At 71.7% G+C, this 14,554-nt stretch carries 16 protein-coding genes and 1 rRNA gene; 12 read left to right on the top strand and 5 right to left on the bottom strand.

Annotation, left to right across the window (positions count from 1 at the left end; all coding sequences use genetic code 11):
- Positions 1 to 33 precede the first annotated feature (33 nt).
- The 3 genes from ABGB06_RS19620 to ABGB06_RS19610 all read left to right on the top strand — a co-directional run bounded on the left by ABGB06_RS19620 (position 34) and on the right by ABGB06_RS19610 (position 1,261).
- Positions 34 to 150, top strand: a complete 117-nt coding sequence (locus tag ABGB06_RS19620) for an SGM_5486 family transporter-associated protein (protein ID WP_347591109.1) — start codon at positions 34 to 36, stop codon at positions 148 to 150.
- 334 nt (positions 151 to 484) lie between these two features.
- A complete protein-coding gene (locus tag ABGB06_RS19615) occupies positions 485 to 676 on the top strand; it encodes a hypothetical protein (protein WP_347591107.1) in 192 nt (63 codons plus the stop codon).
- Between the two features lie 66 nt (positions 677 to 742).
- Positions 743 to 1,261 (top strand): histidine phosphatase family protein, encoded by a 519-nt coding sequence (locus tag ABGB06_RS19610; protein WP_347591105.1) that lies wholly within the window; start codon positions 743 to 745, stop codon positions 1,259 to 1,261.
- A gap of 33 nt (positions 1,262 to 1,294) precedes the next feature.
- On the opposite strand, the gene serB is transcribed toward ABGB06_RS19610, so the two are convergent.
- On the bottom strand, positions 1,295 to 2,554 hold the full coding sequence (serB, locus tag ABGB06_RS19605) for a phosphoserine phosphatase SerB (RefSeq protein ID WP_347591103.1): 1,260 nt from the start codon (positions 2,552 to 2,554) through the stop codon (positions 1,295 to 1,297).
- Positions 2,555 to 2,827: 273 nt separating this feature from the next.
- Between serB and ABGB06_RS19600 the strand changes: the two genes are divergently transcribed.
- A complete protein-coding gene (locus ABGB06_RS19600; protein ID WP_347591101.1) occupies positions 2,828 to 5,350 on the top strand; it encodes an FHA domain-containing protein in 2,523 nt (840 codons plus the stop codon).
- Between the two features lie 101 nt (positions 5,351 to 5,451).
- Here the strand turns inward: ABGB06_RS19600 and ABGB06_RS19595 are convergent, their stop codons facing one another.
- Entirely contained in the window at positions 5,452 to 5,871 is a 420-nt protein-coding gene (locus ABGB06_RS19595; protein ID WP_347591099.1) for a transglycosylase SLT domain-containing protein, read from the bottom strand.
- Between the two features lie 474 nt (positions 5,872 to 6,345).
- Here ABGB06_RS19595 and ABGB06_RS19590 point away from each other — a divergent pair, with 474 nt between their 5' ends.
- From ABGB06_RS19590 to ABGB06_RS19580, 3 genes are all read left to right on the top strand, one after another.
- Positions 6,346 to 7,497, top strand: a complete 1,152-nt coding sequence (locus tag ABGB06_RS19590) for a GAF domain-containing sensor histidine kinase (protein WP_347591097.1) — start codon at positions 6,346 to 6,348, stop codon at positions 7,495 to 7,497.
- The gene (locus tag ABGB06_RS19585) at positions 7,490 to 8,125 is read left to right on the top strand and encodes a response regulator transcription factor (RefSeq protein ID WP_347591095.1); all 636 of its coding nucleotides are present in this window, start codon (positions 7,490 to 7,492) and stop codon (positions 8,123 to 8,125) included. Before ABGB06_RS19590 ends, ABGB06_RS19585 begins: the two co-directional genes overlap by 8 nt.
- A 183-nt stretch (positions 8,126 to 8,308) precedes the next feature.
- Entirely contained in the window at positions 8,309 to 8,548 is a 240-nt protein-coding gene (locus tag ABGB06_RS19580) for a chaplin (protein WP_347591093.1), read from the top strand.
- A 129-nt stretch (positions 8,549 to 8,677) separates the two neighbouring features.
- On the opposite strand, the gene ABGB06_RS19575 is transcribed toward ABGB06_RS19580, so the two are convergent.
- Positions 8,678 to 9,481 carry a hypothetical protein gene (locus ABGB06_RS19575; protein WP_347591091.1) on the bottom strand — a complete coding sequence of 268 codons (804 nt, stop codon included), beginning with the start codon at positions 9,479 to 9,481 and terminating at the stop codon, positions 8,678 to 8,680.
- A 153-nt stretch (positions 9,482 to 9,634) separates the two neighbouring features.
- Between ABGB06_RS19575 and ABGB06_RS19570 the strand changes: the two genes are divergently transcribed.
- The 3 genes from ABGB06_RS19570 to ABGB06_RS19560 are packed head-to-tail and all read left to right on the top strand — an operon-like array spanning position 9,635 to position 11,942.
- A complete protein-coding gene (locus tag ABGB06_RS19570) occupies positions 9,635 to 10,426 on the top strand; it encodes an ABC transporter ATP-binding protein (RefSeq protein ID WP_347591089.1) in 792 nt (263 codons plus the stop codon).
- Positions 10,427 to 10,479: 53 nt separating this feature from the next.
- On the top strand, positions 10,480 to 10,908 hold the full coding sequence (locus ABGB06_RS19565; RefSeq protein ID WP_347591087.1) for an NfeD family protein: 429 nt from the start codon (positions 10,480 to 10,482) through the stop codon (positions 10,906 to 10,908).
- A gap of 59 nt (positions 10,909 to 10,967) precedes the next feature.
- Positions 10,968 to 11,942 (top strand): SPFH domain-containing protein, encoded by a 975-nt coding sequence (locus ABGB06_RS19560; RefSeq protein WP_347591085.1) that lies wholly within the window; start codon positions 10,968 to 10,970, stop codon positions 11,940 to 11,942.
- Positions 11,943 to 12,075: 133 nt separating this feature from the next.
- On the opposite strand, the gene ABGB06_RS19555 is transcribed toward ABGB06_RS19560, so the two are convergent.
- Positions 12,076 to 12,594, bottom strand: a complete 519-nt coding sequence (locus ABGB06_RS19555) for an HNH endonuclease (protein WP_347591593.1) — start codon at positions 12,592 to 12,594, stop codon at positions 12,076 to 12,078.
- 103 nt (positions 12,595 to 12,697) lie between these two features.
- Positions 12,698 to 13,237 carry a YbhB/YbcL family Raf kinase inhibitor-like protein gene (locus ABGB06_RS19550; protein ID WP_347591083.1) on the bottom strand — a complete coding sequence of 180 codons (540 nt, stop codon included), beginning with the start codon at positions 13,235 to 13,237 and terminating at the stop codon, positions 12,698 to 12,700.
- 145 nt (positions 13,238 to 13,382) lie between these two features.
- Between ABGB06_RS19550 and ABGB06_RS19545 the strand changes: the two genes are divergently transcribed.
- Positions 13,383 to 14,057, top strand: a complete 675-nt coding sequence (locus ABGB06_RS19545) for a DNA-3-methyladenine glycosylase (protein WP_347591081.1) — start codon at positions 13,383 to 13,385, stop codon at positions 14,055 to 14,057.
- A 379-nt stretch (positions 14,058 to 14,436) separates the two neighbouring features.
- Positions 14,437 to 14,554 (top strand): 16S ribosomal RNA (locus ABGB06_RS19540); the annotation flags it as partial.

The raw sequence follows: 14,554 nt of genomic DNA, 5'->3' as shown, positions 1-14,554 counted from the left end.
CGCCGGGCGCGGCCGTGGTGGGAGACTGTGCCCATGCCAGCGCTCGACCCGAACCCCACAGGCGGCCAGCGGACCCTGCTGCTGATCCTCGGCGCGATGATGGCGATCAGCGTCGTCATCGCGGTCATCGCGACGATCGCCTCGCCCTAGGTGTTCTCGTCACGGAGGTTGGTGACGGACGCCACGGTTGTGTGATCTCGAAATGGGTGAGGGCCTTCTGGCCTGGTGTGGATTGCGACATCTGCACCGGCGACCAGAAGGACCCTCATGCCGCACCGTAACGCACCGCCACCCGAAACCGCCGCCTGTAGCCCGCCGTCCGGACCTACCGTTCGGGCTCCCGCCCGCCCCGAGGTGGTGCTAGCCCCACCATCCCCTAGGGGGCCAGGTTCAGGGGTCACTGGGTGGGTCACCGGATGGGCCGCCGTGCCGCGAATCCGTAGCGTTCTTCCCAGCGTTCATGACACGGATGGAGGCGAGCGCCATGACCGCCCACGCGCACCGATCCGGCGTCGGGACGCGGCTCCGCTGGTGGGCCCTGCTGCTCCCCGTGGTGGCCTTCTCGGCGCTGCTGGCACTCCTGCTCGGGGGGACCGGCGCCGACCGCGAGACCCTCGGCGAGCCGCCGGCGCCCGGCGAGCTGATCGCCCACCTCACCAGCGCGCTGTTGCCCTGAACTGACGTTCGGCGAAGATCGTCAACCCCGGCGACCGCCAGCACGTTTCGTGCGAAGCTGGGGCGCATGAGCGTCGATGTTCCCCGCAGGATCGTTCTCCTTCGCCATGCCAAGGCCGACTGGCCCGACGTCTCCGACCACGACCGTCCGCTCGCCGATCGCGGCAGGAAGGACGCCCCCCTGGCCGGCCGCTGGCTGGCCGGCGCCGGAGTCACCCCAGAACTGGCCCTCTGCTCGACCGCGACCCGGGCGCGTGAGACCTGGAAGCTGGCCGCCCCGGAGCTCCGGCAGCGGCCCCGGACCGTGTACGACGAGCGGATCTACGAGGCGTCGGCGGGCGAGTTGATCGCCGTGCTCAACGGGGTGGACGACGCCGTCAGGGACGTGCTGCTCGTCGGTCACAACCCCGGCATCCACGCGGCGGCCGACGGGCTGGCGCGCGAGGCGGACGGCGACGCGCGGGAGCGGATGAACCGCGGCGGCTTCGCCACCTCGGCCATGGCGGTGCTCAGCCTGACCGGCGGCTGGCCGTCCGTGGAACTCGGGGTCGGCCGACTCGTCGCCTACTGGGCGCCGCACGAATGAGCCGCGGCGGACCGGCCCCGGCTCCGGCGCGGCTCAGCGCTGGGCCTGGGCGTCCGCCGCCTCGACCTCTTCCCTGGTGATCCCCAGCAGGTACAGCACGGTGTCGAGGAACGGCACCGTGACGGCCGTGTGCGCGGCCTGCCGCACCAGCGGCTTGGCGTTGAAGGCCACCCCGAGCCCGGCCGCGTTGAGCATGTCCAGGTCGTTCGCCCCGTCGCCGATCGCCACCGTACGGGACAGCGGCACGCCCGCCTCCTCGGCGAACCGGCGCAGCAACCTGGCCTTGCCCGCCCGGTCCACGATCTCGCCCGTGACCCGGCCGGTGAGCCGGCCGTCGACCACCTCCAGGGTGTTGGCCGCGGCGAAGTCCAGGCCCAGGTAGTCCCGCAGCGAGTCGGTGACCTGGGTGAAGCCGCCGGACACCACGCCCACCTGGCAGCCGAGCCGCTTCAGCGTGCGGATCAACGTCCGCGCCCCGGGCGTCAGCCTGACCTGCTCGCGGACCGCGTCGATCACCGAGGCGTCGAGGCCGGCCAGCAGCGCGACCCGGGCGTGCAACGACTCCTCGAAGTCCAACTCGCCGCGCATCGCCGCGGCGGTGACCTTGGCGACCTCGGCCTCGCAGCCCGCGTGCCCGGCGAAGAGCTCGATGACCTCGTCCTGGATGAGCGTGGAGTCGACGTCCATCACCACCAGCCGCGGCGCCCGCCGGTGCAGCCCGGAGGCGACCACGGCCACGTCCACCTCGCGCGCCGCCGCCTCGGTGGCCAGCTCGGTGCGCAGCCGCTCGGTGGCCACCCCGGACACGTCGAACTCCACGGCGGTGACCGGATACTTCGCCAGCCGGTTGATGCGGTCGATGTTGCCTTCGCAGCGGGCGATCCGAGCCGCGATGGCGGCCGTGGTCTCGGCCGTGAGCGGGCTGCCCAGCACCGTGACGTGGGAGCGCCCGGCTCGGCGGGCCGGGTTGTCCCCGGTTCCGGAGATGATCTCGGCCTGGAGGCGGAACGATTCAGCCCAGCTGTGCACGGTGGCCCGCAGCTGCCCCTCGGCGTCCCCTCCACCCGCCGGGCCGCGGGCCGGAGCGGTCACCAGGGCACACAGCGTGATCCGTCCACGGGTGACCACCTGCTCGATGTCTATGACCTCCACGCCGTACGCGGCGAGGGCGTCGAAGAGCCCCGCGGTCAGTCCTGGCTGGTCCCTGCCGAAGATCTTCACCAGCAGGGTGGCGGTGTCCGTGCCGGACACGGCGGGCGGGCCGCCGGCGGACGGGTTGTGCGGCGCACTCATGATGATCCCACCGTAGTCGCCCCCCGGCGTTCGCCGACCGCGGTGTCCGGCTCCTGGACACGGCACGACCCGCCGCGACCCGCCGCGCCCCGCGGGAAACGGCGCGGGGAGCGAACGTCACGAAGAAGCTGACGCTGTGCACCAGCTCGGTGACTTCCGGGGGGTGGGTTCACGCGAACGGCCCACGCCTGGAATAGTTCCCAACGATGTTCAACCATCCCTAGACCCCGCCTGGGGTCTTCTCGGGGGACAACTTGTTTTGTGGGGCATGGCGTGCCGGAACTCGTACTGGAACTGAACGGACAGACATGGACTTTGGATCGAACGCGCTCCTATAGCGCGGGTCGAGATCCCCAGGGCGACCTCGTACTCAACGACACCAGAGTCTCGTGGCGGCACGCCACCATCCGCTGGGGTGGCCAGAGCTGGCTCGTCGAGGACCAGGGCAGCACCAACGGGACGTACGCCCAGGGCCAGCGCATCCAGCAGCTTCCGCTCGGCCCCGGCTCGGTCGTTCACCTTGGCAACGCCGTCGACGGCCCGCGGCTCACCTTCTCCTCCTCGGCGCCCGTGCCGCGGCAGCAGGCCCCCGCCGCCGCGATGGCCAACCAGCCGCCGGCGATGCCCCAACAGGGACCGGGCTTCCCACCGCAGGGCCCGCCGCAGGGCGCGCCCCAGATGGCGCCGCAGGGCGCGGGCCAGGCCCCGCCGCAGGGTCCGCCCCCGGGCTTCCCCCAGGGCGGCGCGCCCGCGGGTGGTGGCGGCGGCGGTGCGGCCCCGGCGACCACGTTCCACCACCTCACCGTCGGCCAGGTGACCCGGATCGGTCGTGCCCTGGAGAACGAGCTGGTCGTCTCCGACCTGCAGGTCTCCCGGCTGCACGCGGAGTTCCTCGCGCACGCCGACGGGCGCTTCGAGATCCACGACCTGGGCAGCCACAACGGCACCTACGTCAACGGCCAGCAGCTGCCCAAGAACGGCCGCCGCTACCTGGGCCAGAACGACACCGTCGGCATCGGCCACTCGACCTTCCGGCTGGTGGGCAACCAGCTCCAGGAGGACATCGACACCGGTGCGGTCTCCTTCTCCGCCCGCCACCTCACCGTCCAGGTGAACAACGGCCAGACCACGATCCTCAACGACGTCTCCTTCGGCGTTCCCGAGAAGTCGCTGATCGGCGTCATCGGCCCCTCCGGATCCGGCAAGTCCACGCTGCTCCGCGCGCTGACCGGCTACCGCCCGGCCACGTACGGCGAGGTGCTCTACGACCACCGGAACCTCTACACCCACTTCGCCGAGCTGCGGCACCGCATCGGCCTGGTGCCGCAGGACGACATTCTGCACACCGCGCTGCCCATCCGGCAGGCGCTGCGGCTGGCCGCCCAGCTCCGGTTCCCCGGCGACGTCGGCGAGGCGGAGCGCAACAACCGGGTGGAGGAGGTGCTGGCCGAGCTCAAGCTCAGCCCGCACGCCACCAAGCGCATCTCCTCGCTCTCCGGCGGTCAGCGCAAGCGCGTCTCGGTGGCCCTGGAGCTGCTGACCAAGCCGTCGCTGATCTTCCTGGACGAGCCGACCTCCGGCCTCGACCCGGGCATGGACCGCGACGTCATGCAGCTGCTGCGCGGCATGGCCGACGACGGCCGGACCGTGCTGGTGGTCACCCACTCGGTGGCCGAGCTGAGCCTGTGCGACCGGGTCCTGGTGATGGCGCCCGGCGGCGGCGTCGCCTACTTCGGCCCGCCCGCGGAGGCCCTGAACTTCTTCGGCTACGACAACTGGGCCGACGTCTTCTCGGCCTTCGAGAACTACCGCGACTTCGACTGGATGGGCCGCTGGCGCGGCTCCCAGCACTACCAGATGTACGCCGCGGACCTGGACGCCGTGCAGCCGCAGGCCGCGCACGTGCAGCCGATGGCCATGGCCGCGATGCAGCACAAGGCGCAGACCTGGGGCTCCCAGGTGTGGACGCTGATGAAGCGCTATTCGGCGGTCATCGTCGCCGACAAGGGCTTCCTCGGCCTCACCGTGGCGCTGCCGGTCGTCCTCGGCCTGGTCAGCGCGATCATCCCGTCCGACTTCGGCCTGGGCTACGGCCCTGCGGACACCCGCATCCCGCTGCGGAACAACGACGCCAGCATCATCCTGCTGGTCATCGTCGTCGGCATGTGCTTCAGCGGCGCGGCCAACGCGGTCCGTGAGTTGATCAAGGAACGGACGATCTACGAACGAGAACGGGCGGTCGGACTGTCCCGTTCCGCCTACCTGATGTCCAAGGTGTTCGTGCTGGGCATCGTCACCGTCATCCAGGGCGCCCTGCTCTGCATGATCGGCTTCCTGCCGCGGGACGAGCCCGCCGAGGGTGTGCTCTTCGAGAGCAGCCCGTATCTGGAGATGACGATCGTCATCATGGCGCTCGGCTGCACCTCGATGATGATCGGCCTGGTCATCTCCTCGCTGGTGCGCACCTCCGAGATGACCATGCCGCTGCTGGTGATGATCTCGGTGATCCAGCTGGTCTTCACCGGCGCGCTGTTCACCGTGCACGGCACCCTCGGCGTGGAGCAGGTCGCCTGGCTGATGCCCTCCCGCTGGGCGCTGGCCGGCGTCGGCACCAGCACGGACCTGAACACCCTGACGGCGACGGGCGAGGCGGACGCCGACCCCGATCCGCTGTGGAAGCACGAGGCCGGGATGTGGCTGCTGGACGTCGCGATGCTCGGCGTGATCGCCGTGATCTGCGGCTTCCTGGTGATGCGCTTCCTGCGCCGTCACGAGCCGGAGGTCATGCGCGCCTGACGGGCGCCACGGCGGCCGGGAACAGCGAACAGCAGTGCCGGTGGCGGGCATCCGGGGATCCGGATGCCCGCCACCGGCGGGTCTGCTGTCTGCGCGGCCGGTCAGTACCAGCCGTTGGCCTGCCAGAACGCCCACGCGTCACACGGGCTGCCGTAGCGCTCGTTCATGTAGCCGAGACCCCACTCGATCTGGGTGGCCGGGTTGGTCTGCCAGTCGGAGCCGGCGGTCGCCATCTTCTCCGCGGGCAGCGCCTGCACCAGGCCGTAGGCGCCGCTCTCGGCGTTGGTCGCGGTGTAGTCCCAGCCGCTCTCGTTCGACACGATGTTCGAGAAGCACTGGTACTGGACCGGGTCGCCGATCATCTCCTGGGCGATGGCCTGGGAGCTGCCGGTGTCGGCGGCGCTGGCCGAGCCGGACATCCCGGTCACGCCGAGGGTCACGGCGGACGCGGCGACGACGCCGGCGGTCGCCAGGCGGCGGGTGCGGATCGGGTTCGGGCGCAGGGCGGTGCGAAGGGACATGGAGTTCAACCTCAGCTTCCGGCCGCGTCGGACGGCCTTCGATCGGGATTGCGCCCAGTCTTAACGAGGCCGAAAAATCGGGTCAAAGAGGTCATCTACTACCCCGCATCGTGAACCGTCGGGAGGCCCGGGACCGTCCCGGACGCGCCCTCGTACCGCCCCACCCGACCGCCCCACCTCCTATCCGCCCTCGTAGCGGGACCTCCGTCCTGTGCGCCGCCTCACAACCGCCGCCGACCGCCCTCACCCCGGGGTGTCCGGGCCGGCACCCCGGGTGCCCGGAGGCGCGGCGGGGAGAGAGCCCCGCGCGGGCGGTCCGTCGCTGGTCCTACGCCTCCTGCCGCAGGACGCACCGCCGAGGGCCCGATACGGCCGGCGGGCCCGCCGCGTTACGGTGCAGAGCGTGACGCCCCATCCCGCCTCCTTCCGGCCCTCGCGCCGTCCTGGCGGCACCCCGCCCGGACGGGGGACCTGATGGCCCCCGGAACCGGCCTCGCCGCCGTCAGCGCCGCCCTGCTCGCCATGAACCGCACCCTGGAGGTGCGCGACGTGCTGCAGACGATCGTGGGCTCCGCCCGCGAGCTGCTCGCCGCCCGGTACGCCGCGCTCGGCGTGCCGGACGGCCAGGGCGGCTTCGCCCAGTTCATCGTGGACGGCGTCAGCGACCGCCAGTGGCAGGCCATCGGCCCGCTGCCGCGGCAGCACGGCGTGCTGGCCGCGATGCTGCACGACGGCGTCCCGGTGCGGCTGGCCGACGTGCGCGAGCACACCAGCTTCGAGGGCTGGCCCAGCGCCCATCCGGAGATCATCGACTTCCTCGGCATGCCGATCGTGGACGGCGACGAGGTGCTCGGCGCGCTCTTCCTGGCGAACAAGCGCTGCCCGCCGGGCAGCCGCCCGCGCCCCGGCGTCTGCGCCTTCACCGCCGAGGACGAGGAACTGCTGCGGCTGCTGGCCGCGCACGCCGCCATCGCGCTGACCAACGCCCGGCTGTACGAGCGCAGCCGCGAGCTGACCATCGCCGAGGAGCGGGCCCGGCTGGCCCACGAGCTGCATGACGCGGTGGCGCAGAAGCTCTTCTCGCTGCGCCTCACCGCCCAGGCCGCCGCGACCCTGGTCGACCGCGATCCGTTGCGGGCCCGGCAGGAGCTGCGCCAGGTGACCGCGCTGGCCGCCGAGGCCGCCGACGAACTGCGCGCCGCCGTCGTCGAGCTGCGGCCCGCGGCACTGGACGAGGACGGCCTCCACGCCACCCTCCGGGCCCAGATCCAGGTGCTGGACCGGGCCCATCCGGCCCGGGTCACGCTGGACTGCCAGGACGTGCGGGCGCTGCCCGCCGCCCAGGAGGAGGCGCTGCTGCGGGTGGCCCAGGAGGCCCTGCACAACGCGCTACGGCACGCCGAGCCCCGCCGGGTCGCCGTCAGCCTCTTCCGGCGCGGCCTGGCCACCGTGCTGCGGGTCGCCGACGACGGCGGCGGCTTCGACCCGGCGGCGGTCCGCGCCGCCGGCCGGCACCTGGGCCTGGTGTCGATGCGCGAACGTGCCGCCTCCGTCGGCGGCGACCTGACCGTGGAGTCGGCGCCCGGCAAGGGCACCGTGATCGAGGTGGAGGTGCCAGGTGGCTGACGCCATCCGCGTGCTGCTCGTGGACGACCACCAGGTGGTGCGGCGCGGCCTGCGCACCTTCCTGGAGGTGCAGGACGACATCGAGGTGGTGGGGGAGGCGGCCGACGGCGCCGAGGGCGTGGCCCGCGCCGAGGAACTGCGCCCCGACGTGATCCTGATGGACGTCAAGATGCCGGGCACCGACGGCGTGGAGGCGCTGCGCCGGCTCGGCGATCTCGGCCTCCCGGCCCGGGTGCTGATCGTCACCAGCTTCACCGAGCGGCGCACCGTGGTCCCCGCGCTGCGGGCCGGCGCGGCCGGCTACGTGCACAAGGACATCGACCCGGACGCCCTGGCCGGGGCGATCCGCTCGGTGCACGCCGGGCACGTGCTGCTGCAGCCGGAGGTGGCGGGCGCGCTGCTCGCCGAGGAGGCGTCGGGCGGCGGGCGGGGCGGCTCGCTCACCGACCGGGAGCGCGAGGTGCTGGCGCTGATCGCCCGCGGGCGGTCGAACCGGGAGATCGCCCGTGCCCTGGTGCTGTCGGAGAAGACGGTCAAGACGCACGTGTCGAACATCCTGATGAAGCTGGACCTCGCCGACCGCACCCAGGCGGCCCTGTGGGCCGTGCGCCACGGGGTCACCGACTGAACCCGCCGAACGGCAGCTTCTGATCAGAGATTCATACCGTCGGGTGAATGTCCCCCGAATGGCGCAACCGGATCGGGGTTGAACCGTTCTGCATGGCGTGCCGCGAACGCATGCGGCCATAAGAAAGCCGAAACGCGCAAAAACTCGCGAAAACGCGCAAAACGTGCAAGGAAGGTCAACCTCGTGAAGAACCTGAAGAAGGCTGCCGCCGTGACCCTGCTGGCCGGCGGGATCGTCGCCGCGGGAGCGGGCGTCGCCTCGGCCGACGCGGGTGCCAACGGTGCCGCCACCAACTCGCCCGGCGTCGGCTCCGGCAACGTGGTCCAGGCTCCGGTGCACGTCCCGGTGAACGTCACCGGCAACTCGGTGAACGTCATCGGTGTGCTGAACCCCGTCTTCGGCAACAGCAGCGTCAACCACTGATCGGGTTGACGCCACCGTGGGCCCGGACGACGGACGTCGCCGGCTGAGCCGCCACCGCACCCACGGTCGTCCCGGCCCCCGGAGCAGCCACGCTCCGGGGGCACCCGGCGTGGCCCGGCCGCGTCGCGGTCAGCCGCGCTGCCGCTCCGCCTCCTCCGCGTACGCGTTGTACGCCGCCACCCGGGCCCGCCTGGCCGCCCGCTCCACCGGACGCAACAGCCGGTCCCGCTCGGCGATCTGCGCCGCGCTCACCGCCGCGCCGTGCTCCGTCGACTCCTCGGCGATCGCCACCAGCGCGCCCACTCGCTGCGCCAGCTCCAGCACCCGCACCGCCCGCGGCGGATAGCCGGGCGCCAGCAGCTCGCGCGGCCCCGACCTGGCCCGGTACGCCTCGAGCCGGGCCAGTGCCACCGGCCCCGCGCCCGCCACGTCGAGCGCCGTCAGCGCCTCCGTGGCCTCGCGCAGCACCTCGGCCAACTCCCGCTCCGCCTCGCCGAGCGACGGCACGTCCGCCGGCGGCGCCTGCCGCACCGGCAGACAGCGCCAGAGCACCTCGGTCAACACGTCGCCCGCCGGCCCCGCCTCGTTGACCTCGGGCACCAACCCCAGCGCCGGCGCCCGCTCGGACCCCGCCGCCGTCAGCACCGCCTCGCCGGCCTCCAGCGCCGCCATGTTGAACTCCGGCGGCCCACACAGGCCCAGCGGATGCCCGGGAGCCGGCAGCGCCACCCGCAGCCCGACCACCCCGAGGGCGCGCAGCCGGCCGAACGCCAGCGTCAGCCCCACCGGGCCCGGCTCGCCCGGCAACTCGGCGACCCGGTGAACCGCATCGGGGCCCACCGTCCGCATCGCCGCGTCGTCCGGCGAGACAAGTCCGGCGAAGAGGGCATTCCCCCAGGTGGCCAGCCGCCCCGCACGTGGTTCATCCAACATGACCTCTACCTTAGGGAAGAGAGCCCAACGAGCCTCCTGGCGACCGGTACGGCCGGGGCGTGGCGTAGGTTTTGACTCGGGGACTCGCCTGGGCCCGACCCGGGACAGTGCCAGGCACGGAAGTCGGCGACCGCAAGGGGAGAGACCGCGCGCATGAGCGATGTACTGGAGCTGGTGGACGTATCCGTGGTCCGCGACGGCAGGGCTCTGGTTGACCACGTCTCCTGGTCGGTCGCCGAGGGCGAGCGCTGGGTGATCCTCGGACCGAACGGGGCCGGCAAGACCACGCTGCTGAACGTCGCGGCCAGCTACCTCTACCCGACCTCGGGCACCGCCCAGATCCTGGGCGAGAAGCTCGGCAGCGTCGACGTGTTCGAGCTCCGGCCACGCATCGGCATGGCCAGCAGCGCGCTCGCCGAGAAGCTGCCCCGCCGGCAGACCGTCCTGCAGACCGTGCTCACCGCCGCCTACGGCATGACCGCCGGCTGGCAGGAGCAGTACGACGAGATCGACGAGCGCCGCGCCCGCGCGTTCCTCGACCGGCTCGGCATGACCGCCTATCTGGACCGCAGATTCGGCACCCTCTCCGAGGGCGAACGGAAGCGGACGCAGATCGCCCGCGCCATGATGACCGACCCCGAACTGCTGCTCCTGGACGAGCCCGCGGCCGGGCTCGACCTCGGCGGCCGGGAGGACCTGGTGCGCCGCCTCGGCCGGCTGGCCCGGGACCCGTACGCGCCCTCCATGGTGATGGTCACCCACCACGTCGAGGAGATCGCCCCGGGCTTCACCCACGCCCTGCTCATCCGGCAGGGCCAGGTGCTCAGCGCAGGCCCGATGGAGACCACCCTCACGTCCACCAACCTCTCCCACTGCTTCGGCCTGCCGCTGATCGTCGAACGGCAGGGCGAGCGGTGGACCGCCCAGGGCCTGCCGCTGAGCTGACGACGCGTCGCGGACCCCTGTTCGGCGCCTGACGGGCGAACTACCATGACATCGTGGACTTCTGGGTGTGGTGGCTGATAGCCGCCGGAGGATTCGCGATCGCGCTCGTCCTGACCGCCATGCCGGAGCTGGGCATGCTCGCCGCCGGCGCGGTGGCCGGCGCGGTCGCCGCCGGGATGACCGACAGCCTGGTGATCCAGGTGGTCGTCTTCGCCGTCGTGTCCACCGCCCTCATCCTCGCCGTCCAGCCCGTCGCACGTCGTGCCAGATCCGGGCCACAGCCCCTGGGCTCCCGTTCCGGCGTCGACGCGTTGATGGGGAGGTCGGCCGTGGTGCTGGAGCGCGTCGACGGCTCCAGCGGACGCATCAAGCTCGCCGGGGAGACGTGGTCCGCCCGCGCCCTCAGCGAGGACGACACCTTCGAACCCGGCAGTCAGGTCAGCGTCGTCGAGATCGACGGAGCCACCGCTGTCGTGATGTGATGGACCGGTCACTCCACCGACAACTGTTCCAACTCAGCTAGCCGCAGGGGGAATACACGATGGACGCCATCATCATCGTGCTGGTGATCCTGGTGGTGCTGGTGGTCATCGCGCTGGTCCAGACGATCCAGGTCATCCAGCAGGCCAGCGCCGCCATCGTCGAGCGCTTCGGCCGCTACACCCGCACCCTGAACGCCGGTCTCAACATCGTCGTCCCGTTCATCGACCGCATCCGCAACCGCATCGACCTGCGCGAGCAGGTCGTGCCGTTCCCGCCGCAGCCGGTGATCACCCAGGACAACCTCGTCGTCAACATCGACACCGTCATCTACTACCAGGTGACCGACGCCCGCGCGGCGACGTACGAGGTGTCCAACTACATCCAGGCCATCGAGCAGCTCACGGTCACCACGCTGCGGAACATCATCGGCGGCATGGACCTGGAGCGCACCCTCACCTCCCGCGAGGAGATCAACGCCGCGCTGCGCGGCGTCCTGGACGAGGCCACCGGTAAATGGGGCATCCGCGTCAACCGCGTGGAGCTCAAGGCGATCGAGCCGCCGACCTCCATCCAGGACTCGATGGAGAAGCAGATGCGCGCCGACCGTGACAAGCGCGCCGCGATCCTCCAGGCCGAGGGCGTCCGGCAGTCGGAGATCCTCCAGGCCGAGGGCTCCAAGCAGGCCGAGATCCTGCGCGCCGAGGGTGACGCCAGGGCGTCCGCGCTGCGCGCCGAGGGCGAGGCCCAGGCGATCCGCACCGTCTTCGAGGCGATCCATGCGGGCGACGCCGACCAGAAGCTGCTCTCCTACCAGTACGTCCAGATGCTGCCGAAGATCGCCGAGGGCGACTCGAACAAGCTGTGGATCGTGCCCAGCGAGATCGGCGAGGCCCTGAAGGGGCTCGGCGGCAACCTCGGCAAGCTCGCGAACGGGGGCTCCGGCGGCGGCGAGGGCGGTGGCGACGGCGGCGACGCGTCCCCCCGGTTCGACAAGCCGGGCGGCATCCACCAGCAGCGGCCGCGCATCGAATAGCGCGTCCCTCCCCGCGACTCGCCCCACCCCCGGCGACAGCCCGCCGCCCCGCCACGGCCCTGAGGCCGGCGGGGCGGCGTTGTCAGCGGAACGTCGGACGATCGGCCGATCCGAACAATCGGCGATCAAGCGATCAGACGCCGGCGGCCTGAGGCACCGGCAGCCACTCGGGCAGCGCGGCGTCCCCGTCCCGCGGCCCGAGGGCCAGCACCAGCGCGTCCGCCGGGGTCGGCTCGAACGGCTGGGTCAGCAGGCGCATCCCCGCCTGCGCCGGCGTCCGGTCCGCCTTGCGATGGTTGTCCTCCGCACAGGCCGCCACGGTGTTCAGCCAGGTGTCCCGGCCACCCTGGGACCGGGGCACGAGGTGGTCGATCGTGGTCGCCCGGCGACCGCAGTACGCGCACCGGTGCCCGTCCCGCACCAGCACGCCGCGCCGCGACCACGGGGCCCGTTGTCGGAACGGCACCTTCACGAACCGCCGCAGTCGGATCACCTGGGGCACCGGGAGGTCGAGCGTCGCCGCCCGCACCCGCAGACCCGGATGCGCGTGCTCGACGACCGCCTTGTGCTGGAGGACCAGGACGACGGCGCGCCGCAGCGCCACCGTCGACAGCGGCTCGTAGCTCGCGTTGAGCACAAGGGTCTGCCGTATCCCGCCCACCTCCCACGTGTCCCCCCGCCCCGTGGCGGGATGGCACCACTGTGCCCGCGGCCGGTGTGACGGACAACGCAATTAAGGGCGAGGTGGGAGCCCGTCAGCCCGCGGCCGGGTTCTCGTACTCGCCGATCAGCTGCGCCCGGCCGATCGCGTGGAAGCGCAGCATGAAGCCCACCACCGCCGGGCTGGAGTCCGCGTTCGCGCCCAGCTTCTCGGAGTCCACCGCGTACACCGTGAACACGTACCGGTGCGGACCGTCACCGGGCGGCGGCGCCGCGCCGCCGAAGTCCCGGCTGCCGTAGTCGTTGCGCGCGTGCACCGCACCCGCCGGCAGCCCCGCCATGTCGCCGCCGCCCGCGCCCGTCGGCAGCGAGGTGACCGAGGCCGGGATGTCGAACAGCACCCAGTGCCAGAAGCCGCTCCCGGTCGGGGCGTCCGGGTCGAAGCAGGTGACGGCGAAGCTGCGGGTCTCCGCGGGGAAGCCGCTCCAACTCAGCTGCGGCGAGGTGTTCCCGGCCGCCTGTACCTGGGCGTCGCTCAGGGTCTCCCCGTCCCGCACGTCGTCGCTGACCACGGTGAAGGACGCCACCGGAGGGTGAAAGTCGTGGGGGAGCGGGCGCCGCGGCGACTCGGGCATGTCGAAACCTCCTCGTGGAACGGATCTCTGGCCCGGGTCAGCCTAGCCAGCGCCACCCGGGTCCGCGCGTCGTGGGCGTTAGGGTCGGAGCTCGCGTCGGCCGCCGGCCGGAGCGCGCGGAACGGGGAGGGACCAGGAGGGAACGATGAGTGGAGGCGCCCGAGCGGACCGACCGCTGTCCCGGGACTTCTTCGACCGGCCGGTCCTGGACGTGGCCCCCGACCTGCTCGGTCGGACCCTGGTGCGCCACGGGGCCGAGGGGGAGATCCGGATACGGCTCACCGAGGTCGAGGCCTACGACGGTGAGCGGGACCCCGGCTCGCACGCCTACCGCGGGCGCACCAAGCGGAACGCAACGATGTACGGGCCGCCGGGACACGCGTACATCTACTTCACCTACGGGATGTGGCACTGCGCGAACCTGGTCTGCGGCCCGCCGGACGAGGCCCGCGGTGTGCTGCTGCGGGCCGGCGAGGTCCTCTCGGGCGTCGAGCTGGCGCGGAGCCGACGACCGTCGTCGCGGGTCGAGGCGGATCTGGCGCGAGGGCCGGCGAGACTGGCCACGGCCCTCGCCCTGGACCGCGGCCTGGACGGCACCGACGTCTGCGGCGGTTCTGAGCTGGGCATTCTGCACGGCGAGCCACCGCCGGGGGAGCTGATCAGGAGCGGGCCGCGCACCGGCATCCGCGGTGACGGCGCCCTCCCGCCCTGGCGCTTCTGGATCCACGCCGACCCCACGGTCAGTCCCTACCGGGCCCATCCGCGCCACACCCGACCTGCGGAAACCGCTGAACTTGACGACGAGGGGACAAGGTCGTAACGTTGGTCGAGTCGCTTCAAGCGGCATGCTCCATGAAGCCGGTCAAACGATCTAGCTCACGGCTAGACGCGGGACAGTGCGGGGAGCGGTGCCGGGGAAGCGATCTACCATCTCAGCCACGACTTTCCCTCTCGGGGTTTCTTCGGTGCGCCGAAAAGCGACCCGGGAAGAGCGGATTAGGATCCGCAAGGAAAGTTGGCTAATATGGAGGAAGAACGCGACGGAAACGTCCGAGTGGCGTCCGTTCCTTGAGAACTCAACAGCGTGTCATGTTGTCAATGCCAGATGATTTGACTGCCAGACAGGGCCTTGGGGTTTCCTGGGGTTTGTTTGGCGCATTCAGCGAGGATGTTCTTGCTCGCGTGGATGGTTTGAAGCATTCACGGAGAGTTTGATCCTGGCTCAGGACGAACGCTGGCGGCGTGCTTAACACATGCAAGTCGAACGATGATCCGGCTTCGGTCGGGGATTAGTGGCGAACGGGTGAGTAACACGTG

The sequence above is a fragment of the Streptomyces sp. B6B3 genome (assembly GCF_039871525.1).
Classification (GTDB): domain Bacteria; phylum Actinomycetota; class Actinomycetes; order Streptomycetales; family Streptomycetaceae; genus Streptomyces.
This window is presented reverse-complemented; position numbering and strand designations above follow the sequence as displayed.

Excerpts from the sequence above, each read along its gene's own strand:
- ABGB06_RS19550 (WP_347591083.1), bottom strand. The coding sequence starts at position 13,237 with ATGCCCGAGTCGCCGCGGCGCCCGCTCCCCCACGACTTTCACCCTCCG.
- ABGB06_RS19575 (WP_347591091.1), bottom strand. The coding sequence starts at position 9,481 with ATGTTGGATGAACCACGTGCGGGGCGGCTGGCCACCTGGGGGAATGCC.
- ABGB06_RS19590 (WP_347591097.1), top strand. The coding sequence starts at position 6,346 with ATGGCCCCCGGAACCGGCCTCGCCGCCGTCAGCGCCGCCCTGCTCGCC.
- serB (WP_347591103.1), bottom strand. The coding sequence starts at position 2,554 with ATGAGTGCGCCGCACAACCCGTCCGCCGGCGGCCCGCCCGCCGTGTCC.
- ABGB06_RS19570 (WP_347591089.1), top strand. The coding sequence starts at position 9,635 with ATGAGCGATGTACTGGAGCTGGTGGACGTATCCGTGGTCCGCGACGGC.
- ABGB06_RS19595 (WP_347591099.1), bottom strand. The coding sequence starts at position 5,871 with ATGTCCCTTCGCACCGCCCTGCGCCCGAACCCGATCCGCACCCGCCGC.
- ABGB06_RS19615 (WP_347591107.1), top strand. The coding sequence starts at position 485 with ATGACCGCCCACGCGCACCGATCCGGCGTCGGGACGCGGCTCCGCTGG.
- ABGB06_RS19545 (WP_347591081.1), top strand. The coding sequence starts at position 13,383 with ATGAGTGGAGGCGCCCGAGCGGACCGACCGCTGTCCCGGGACTTCTTC.
- ABGB06_RS19560 (WP_347591085.1), top strand. The coding sequence starts at position 10,968 with ATGGACGCCATCATCATCGTGCTGGTGATCCTGGTGGTGCTGGTGGTC.
- ABGB06_RS19620 (WP_347591109.1), top strand. The coding sequence starts at position 34 with ATGCCAGCGCTCGACCCGAACCCCACAGGCGGCCAGCGGACCCTGCTG.
- ABGB06_RS19610 (WP_347591105.1), top strand. The coding sequence starts at position 743 with ATGAGCGTCGATGTTCCCCGCAGGATCGTTCTCCTTCGCCATGCCAAG.